Source organism: Pseudoroseomonas cervicalis ATCC 49957, assembly GCF_000164635.1.
Taxonomy (GTDB): Bacteria; Pseudomonadota; Alphaproteobacteria; order Acetobacterales; family Acetobacteraceae; genus Pseudoroseomonas; species Pseudoroseomonas cervicalis.
This window is the reverse complement of record NZ_GG770777.1, coordinates 749,409-753,452: the sequence shown is the minus strand read 5'-3', so window position 1 is coordinate 753,452 and position 4,044 is coordinate 749,409. Positions and strand designations below refer to the sequence as shown.

Below are 4,044 nucleotides of genomic sequence, written 5' to 3'. Positions count from 1 at the left end.
GCCGAGCCTGGGCCGGCGGGGGATGCCGCCTTCATCGCCCAGGGGCAGGCGCTCGCGGCGCGCGGCCGGCGCGCCTCCCTGTTCGCCGGGGAGGATCTGCCGCCGGGCTGAGCCGGGCGGCTCAGCGCGCCTCGGCCTGTTGCAGCGGCACCAGGAAGCTCTCGCCGAAGCCCGGCACGCGGAAGGCGGCTTCCTCCAGCCCGGCCGCCTGCCGCGCCTCGGCCAGCGCGTGCTCCGGCGCGTCGATCGCCTCGCGCGTCAGCTTGAAGGTGCCGAAATGCATCGCCAGCGCCTGGCGCGCGCGCAGGTCGCCGAAGGCGCGCACCGATTCCTCCGGGTTCACATGCACCGCCCGCATGAACCAGCGCGGCTCATAGGCGCCGATCGGCAGCAAGGCGAGGTCGAACGGCCCGTGCCGGTGGCCGATCTCGCGGAAATGCTCGCCCCAGGCGGTGTCGCCGGCGAAGTAGATCCGCCCGCCCTCGCGCCCCTGGAGCACGAAGCCGCCCCACAGCGTCTGCCCGCGGTCGCGCAGCCCCCGCGCCGTGGCGTGGCGCGCCGGCACGTAATGCGCCCAGGCACCGCCCGGCAGCGGCGCCGGCTGCCACCAATCCAGCTCCAGCACATCCTCCATGCCGTGCTTCGCCAGCAGCTTCGCATTGCCGAGGCCGGTGATGATGCGCGGCGCGAAACGCCGTTGCAGGCGCTTCAGCGTCGGGATGTCGCAATGGTCGTAATGGTTGTGGCTGAGCAGCACCGCATCGATCGGCGGCAGCGCGTCGAAGCCCATTCCCGGCGCCCGCACCCGCTTCGGCCCGGCGAAGCGGAGGGGGGAGCAGCGGTCGCTCCAGATCGGGTCGGTCAGCAGCGTCGGCCCGCCCGGCAGGCGGATCAGGAAGCTGGCATGGCCCAGGAAGGTGACCACCGCCTGGCCCGGCGGCGCCTCTGGCGGCGGCGGATAGACCGGGTTCTCGATCCAGTCCGGCCAGGGCGTGCCGCCGCCCTCGCGCAGCATGCGCCATACCGCGCCGAGCCTGTGGCCGGGGAGCGACCCGTCCGGGTTGAGGAAGACGCGGCCCCGCTTCTGGGCCCCGCGCACCGGGGTGAGGGCGGGCTGGCGGAGGCGCGGGGCGTCGCTGTCGCTCATGGCCATGACCTAGGGCAGGACACGCCCCAGGTCGAGGGCCGTGCGCTCAGGCCGGAATCGCGACGCCCAGCCGCCCGGCCAGGTCCAGGATGAACTGCCAGGCGACGCGGCCCGAGCGGCCGCCGCGCGTCACCGACCATTCCACCGCCGCGGCGCGCAGCGCCTCGCCCTCCATCGGCAGCTTCAGCGCCTTCGCATAGCCCTCGACCATGGCGAAGAAGGTCTCCTGGTCGGCATTGTGGAAGCCGATCCACAGCCCGAACCGGTCACTGAGAGAGACCTTCTCCTCCACCGCCTCGCCCGGATTGATGGCGCTGCCGCGCTCATTCTCGATCATGTCGCGCGGCATCAAATGGCGGCGGTTGCTGGTGGCGTAGAACAGCACATTCGCCGGCCGCCCCTCGATGCCGCCATCGAGCACGGATTTCAGCGCCTTGTAGTCCTGGTCCTCGCGCTCGAACGAAAGATCGTCGCAGAACACCAGGGCGCGGCGCGGGCTGTCGCGCAGGATGTTCAGCAGCTCCGGCAGGGTGCGGATGTCCTCGCGCTGGATTTCTATCAGAGCCAGGCTGCCCGGGATCTCGGCATTGGCCGCCGCATGCGCCGCCTTCACCAGCGACGACTTGCCCATGCCGCGCGCGCCCCACAGCATGGCGTTGTTGGCCGGCAGGCCGCGGGCAAACCGGAGGGTATTCTCCAGCAGCAGCGCCTTCTGCCGCGCCACCCCTTGCAGCAGGCCTATCTCCACCGCCGCCACCCGCGGCACCGGGGCGAGCCGGGCCGGCGCGCCCTCCGCCGCCGGGTGCCAGACGAAGGCATCCGCCCCGCGCAGATCCGGCCGGGCCGGCACCGGCGGCGCCATGCGCTCCAGCGCGGCCGCGATGCGCGTCAGGGCAGGCAGAAGCGGGTGCTCGGCGGCGTGTGACAAAGTGCGTGCTCCGGCTGGCAGATGTTGACGGCAGGGGCGGGGAGGCTAGTTTCGCCCGCCAACCCCGGCAAGACGGAAGCCAGAAAGATGTTCATCTCCCCCGCCTATGCCCAGGACGCCGCCGGTGGCGCCGCCGGTATGGTCATGCAGCTCGCCCCGCTGATCCTGATCTTCGTGGTGTTCTACTTCCTGCTGATCCGCCCGCAGCAGAAGCGGGCCAAGGAACACCGCCTGATGCTCGGCGCGCTGAAGCGCAATGACCGCGTCGTCACCGCGGGCGGCATCCTCGGCACCGTCACCAAGGTGAAGGAGAATTCCGAGGAGGTGGAGCTGGAGATCGCGCCGAATGTGCGCGTGACCGTGGTGCGCAGCACGATCAGCACGCTGCTGAAGCCGGTCGCCGCCAACGATGTGAAGCCGGCCGCCTGAGCCGCTCCGCTTCATGGAAAAAGGGCCCGCAAGGGCCCTTTTTTTGTCTGAAGCAAAGAGTTCTTTTTTGGAAAAAGAACCAAAAAACTTTTTTCAGCTGGCGTCCCGCATCAGGCCTGAGGCGGGACGCCAAACCGGAAGAAGTCTTTTTGCTTCTTTTTCTTCAGAAAAAGAAGATGCTTACGCCGTCTGGCCGGACTTCAGCCCGCCATTCAGCATCAGCTCCTCGACCTTCTCCCAGTTGACCAGCTTGTTCAGGAAGTTGTCGAGGTAGTTCGGGCGCACATTGCGGAAGTCGAGGTAGTAGGCGTGCTCCCACACATCGGCGCCGAGGATCGGCGTGCCCTCGCCGGTGGAGATCGGGTTGGCGCCGTTCGGGGTCTTGGTGACCTTCAGCTTGCCGGAGGCGTCGACGATCAGCCAAGCCCAGCCCGAGCCGAACTGCGTCACGCCGGCCTGCTTGAAGGCCTCCTTGAACTGGGCGAGGCCGCCGAAATCCTCGTTGATCTTGGCGCCGATCTTGCCGGGCAGGCTGTCGCCGCCGCCATTCGGGGCCATCACCTGCCAGAACAGGATGTGGTTCCAGTGCTGGCCGGCCTGGTTCAGCACCGGCAGCCCGTCGGCGCCGGCCTTGCCGGCCTCGGCCACGATCTGCTCCAGCGACTTGCCGGCCAGGCCCTTGCTCTCGATCAGGCCGTTCAGCGCGGTGACATAGGCGTTGTGGTGCTTGCCGTGATGCAGCTCCAGCGTCTCCTGGCACATGCCGGAGGCGGCGAGGGCGGAGGCGTCGTAAGGCAGCGGCGGAAGGCTGAAGGCCATGGTGGCTGTTCTCCCGATGAAAGTCCGAATCGGACGGGGCAATCGCTCGAAGCAACGCGCGGAACGGCGCGGCACCGGCCAAGAGCTAGGCGTGCCCCCGGAGAGCGTCAAGCAAGGGTGAAAGAGCTTGCCCGGCACGGATTGGTGTTCATAACCCGCCCATGCCCGACCCCGCCGCGCTTTCCCCGCTCGCCGCCCTGGCCCGGCGGCACGATCCGGACCGCTTCCTCTGCGCGCTCTTCGCGCCGCCGGAGCGGCGCGAGACGCTGTTCCTGCTGATCGCCTTCAACCACGAGCTGGCCCGGGCGCGGGAAGCCGCCAGCAACGCCATGACCGCGCTGATCCGCCTGCAATGGTGGCGCGACGCGGTGACGGAGGCCGGCACCGAGGCCCCGCCGCGCCGGCACGAGGTGGCCACCCCCCTGGCGGAGGCGCTGCGCCAGGGCCAGCTCTCGGCCGAGGACCTGCACGCCATGATCGATGCGCGCGAGGCGGAGACGGAGGAGGAGATCCCGAGCGACTCCGCGCTGCTGGCCTATCTGCGCGGCACGGCGGGCGGCTTCGCGGTGGCGGCCGGGCGGGCGCTGGGGGCGCCCTCCGCCAGCCTGGCCGGGCTGCAATCGCTGGGGGCCGCCTATGGCATGGCGGGGGTGCTGCGCAGCATCCCGCAGCAATCGCTGCAAGGCCGCTCGCTGCTGCCGGCCGAGACGCTGGCGCGGCA

At 70.1% G+C, this 4,044-nt stretch carries 5 protein-coding genes; 2 read left to right on the top strand and 3 right to left on the bottom strand.

Going from position 1 to position 4,044, the window contains the following annotated elements; all coding sequences use genetic code 11:
- Nucleotides 1-121: 121 nt before the first annotated feature.
- Together HMPREF0731_RS03230 and HMPREF0731_RS03225 are read right to left on the bottom strand one after the other, a co-directional pair.
- Entirely contained in the window at nt 122-1,147 is a 1,026-nt protein-coding gene (locus HMPREF0731_RS03230; protein WP_245538236.1) for an MBL fold metallo-hydrolase, read from the bottom strand.
- Between the two features lie 46 nt (nt 1,148-1,193).
- Nucleotides 1,194-2,009, bottom strand: coding sequence for an ATP-binding protein (locus HMPREF0731_RS03225; protein WP_051014691.1), 816 nt, complete (start codon nt 2,007-2,009; stop codon nt 1,194-1,196).
- A 153-nt stretch (nt 2,010-2,162) separates the two neighbouring features.
- Here HMPREF0731_RS03225 and yajC point away from each other — a divergent pair, with 153 nt between their 5' ends.
- Nucleotides 2,163-2,504, top strand: coding sequence for a preprotein translocase subunit YajC (gene yajC / locus HMPREF0731_RS03220; protein WP_007002583.1), 342 nt, complete (start codon nt 2,163-2,165; stop codon nt 2,502-2,504).
- A 180-nt stretch (nt 2,505-2,684) separates the two neighbouring features.
- Here the strand turns inward: yajC and HMPREF0731_RS03215 are convergent, their stop codons facing one another.
- Entirely contained in the window at nt 2,685-3,323 is a 639-nt protein-coding gene (locus tag HMPREF0731_RS03215; protein ID WP_007002582.1) for a superoxide dismutase, read from the bottom strand.
- A gap of 161 nt (nt 3,324-3,484) precedes the next feature.
- On the opposite strand from HMPREF0731_RS03215, the gene HMPREF0731_RS03210 reads away from it, so the two are divergent.
- Nucleotides 3,485-4,044 (top strand): squalene/phytoene synthase family protein (locus HMPREF0731_RS03210; RefSeq protein ID WP_007002581.1); only part of this gene is annotated, 560 nt, incomplete at its 3' end.